Annotated in this window: 2 protein-coding genes and 1 pseudogene; 1 reads left to right on the top strand and 2 read right to left on the bottom strand. The window is 69.6% G+C overall.

The features are described 5' to 3' along the window. Both ACWGH4_RS34820 and ACWGH4_RS34815 read right to left on the bottom strand, forming a co-directional pair. Positions 1-232: pseudogene (locus tag ACWGH4_RS34820) on the bottom strand (SCO0930 family lipoprotein); the annotation flags it as partial. A 216-nt stretch (positions 233-448) separates the two neighbouring features. Continuing rightward, positions 449-769, bottom strand: coding sequence for an alpha/beta fold hydrolase (locus ACWGH4_RS34815; RefSeq protein WP_453467879.1), 321 nt, complete (start codon positions 767-769; stop codon positions 449-451). 423 nt (positions 770-1,192) lie between these two features. Here ACWGH4_RS34815 and ACWGH4_RS34810 point away from each other — a divergent pair, with 423 nt between their 5' ends. Continuing rightward, positions 1,193-1,714 carry a hypothetical protein gene (locus ACWGH4_RS34810; protein ID WP_441262177.1) on the top strand — a complete coding sequence of 174 codons (522 nt, stop codon included), beginning with the start codon at positions 1,193-1,195 and terminating at the stop codon, positions 1,712-1,714. Positions 1,715-1,808: the final 94 nt, after the last annotated feature.

The following is a 1,808-nucleotide window of genomic DNA, read 5'->3' as shown; positions in this document are numbered from 1 at the left end:
TGCTCTCCCAGACCGCGAGCTGCCCCGCCGGCGAGGCGGCCGCCGCCTCGCCGCCGGCGTCGGAGCCGTACCCGGCGTCGGAGCCGTAACCGTTCCCGGGCTGCGCGGGGTTGGCCGCGCCGACCGCCTGACCGTTGGGCGTCTCGGTGCCCGTCTCCTGACCGCACGCCGTCGTCAGCGCGAGTACGGCCGCCGCAGTCACCGCGAGCGAGGCGTTCCGCCAGGTGTTCATGTCCACTCCCGTGTTCATCCATCCGGTTCCGGCGCCCGGAGCGCCGTTCATGGCCCTAGGTACGGACGGGAGGGCGGCGTCCGTTCAACGTCTTCGAAAAAATCTTGTGAGTCGCAACCGCGAATGGTTGAAATCCCGCTTCCAACAGGTGAATTCACCCCATGTGGAGCCGCCGTGGAATTGGCCGGATCTCAACTGCCCGCTGCGGCACATCAGTCACTCGGTGTACTTGAATCGCTCCAGAGCGCCGATCACCCGGTCCCGCATCGTGGCACTCCCCTTGTGGCCCGAGTCGTCCACCACCACGAGTTCGGCCTCGGTCCAGATGCGACTGAGTTCCCAAGGTGTCTCGAGCGGCGTGCTGGGATCCGGACGGCCGTGGAAGAGCGCACCGGGAATTCCATTCAGTCGGCCGGCCTCACGCAGCAGCACTCCTTCCTCGAGCCATGCGCCGTGCGCGAAGTAATGCGCGGCGATCCGCGCGTCCGAGGGCCGGCCACCGTACGGGCCGGATCCGCCGTTCGGCTCGAGCGGCACCGGTCGACTGCCACCTTCTCCCGCACCGCCCGGTCCTCGCTCTCCGGTAGGCCTCCGGGTCGAAGTACCGGCGCATACGGGGATTACACGGAGCCCGACCCCCGTGCACGGCGATCGCAGGCTTGACGCACTCGGCGGCGAGCCGGACGGTCGCCCCACTCGTCAAGGAGGGTCTCGCCACCGTCGGTCCCCGGCAGCGACGGGCATCCCGCCGAATCTGCTGCCGCGCCGGGAACGCGCCGGCGGTGACTGAGCCCCAGCACATCACCGGAGAACCGCATCCGCTGGAGACAAAAATGACCCGTTTGCCCTACAGCGATCGCGGGGGACAAACACCGCTCTTAGCGTTTCGGTGATCGAGGTGCATTTCCCGACCCACGCGGAAATCGTTCCGCGACTGCTCCTCGGGACCGGAGGACCAACATGCGCGCGATACGTGCCGCATCCGCCGCTCTGCTCGGAGCGGCCGCACTCGCCCTGACGGCCCCCACAGCCGCGGCCGTCAACAACACGCCGTACGACTTCAACGTCACGCCCTCGACCGTTGCGGCGGGCGGTCGTGTCACCCTGACCGCGGGTGGCTGCCCCAGCACCACCACCGTCACCTCCGGTGTCTTCGACACCGTCACCATTCCCCGCAACGGCGCAGCGACGGCCATCGTCGACTGGGACGCCAGGCCGGGTGCCGTGTATTCGGTGCAGTTCAACTGCATCGGCCGGATCGGCACCCTCGACCTCACCATCGCCGGCGGGACCTCGAGCCCCACTGCCAGCTCCACCAGGACCGCCACCACCGCACCGCCCCAGGGTGTGCGCGGCGGCGTGGGCGGCAGCTTCGACGGCATGAACGCCGCGGAAATCGCGGCGGGCGGCGCTCTTGTCGCGGCAGCCGCCACAGCGACCGTGCTCGTCGTGCGCAGGCGGTCGACGAACCGCCACCACTGATGACGGCACCGCCCCGGCCCGGCCGGTCCCGGGCGTCCCTGCCCTCCCCACCGCAACAGGCGCAAACCGCCCTTCGCCCCGAGTCCTTCTGAAG

This window comes from Streptomyces sp. NPDC054847, assembly GCF_053610925.1.
The sequence above is the reverse complement of the archived record's forward strand: the minus strand, read 5'-3'. Positions and strand labels throughout refer to the sequence as shown.

Coding starts and splice junctions, on each gene's coding strand:
- ACWGH4_RS34810 (WP_441262177.1), top strand. CDS start 1,193: ATGCGCGCGATACGTGCCGCATCCGCCGCTCTGCTCGGAGCGGCCGCA.